This window comes from Erwinia sp. PME.40.26/001 (assembly GCF_055556675.1).
In genome coordinates this window covers 1-232 of sequence record NZ_JBVHNP010000469.1, presented here as the reverse complement: position 1 = coordinate 232, position 232 = coordinate 1, and the positions used below count along the sequence as shown (strand labels likewise).

Sequence of the window (232 nt, the reverse complement as noted above, 5' to 3'; positions counted from 1 at the left end):
CGACCTGCAGGCGCCGCTCCGGGTCGCGCACGTCGACGCAGACGCCGACCAGTTCGGCGTCCTCGGCGATCACGAGATGGAGCTGCAGGATCAGCGCGAGCCCCTCCGGGCCGTCGCCGACGAGGGCGTCGCCGGCGAGGGCGACCTCGTCCGCCTGCAGCACGCTGCCGGTCGCCAGCCGCGGCAGGAACAGGCTCTGCTGCGCCGGCGTGCCATGGCGCTGCAGCAGCTC

The 232-nt window shown here is 75.0% G+C and carries 1 protein-coding gene; it reads right to left on the bottom strand.

Translation table 11 applies throughout. The annotated features are described in order from the left end of the window. Positions 1-232 (bottom strand): hypothetical protein (locus ACZ3HG_RS25010; RefSeq protein ID WP_465335263.1); only part of this gene is annotated, 232 nt, incomplete at both ends.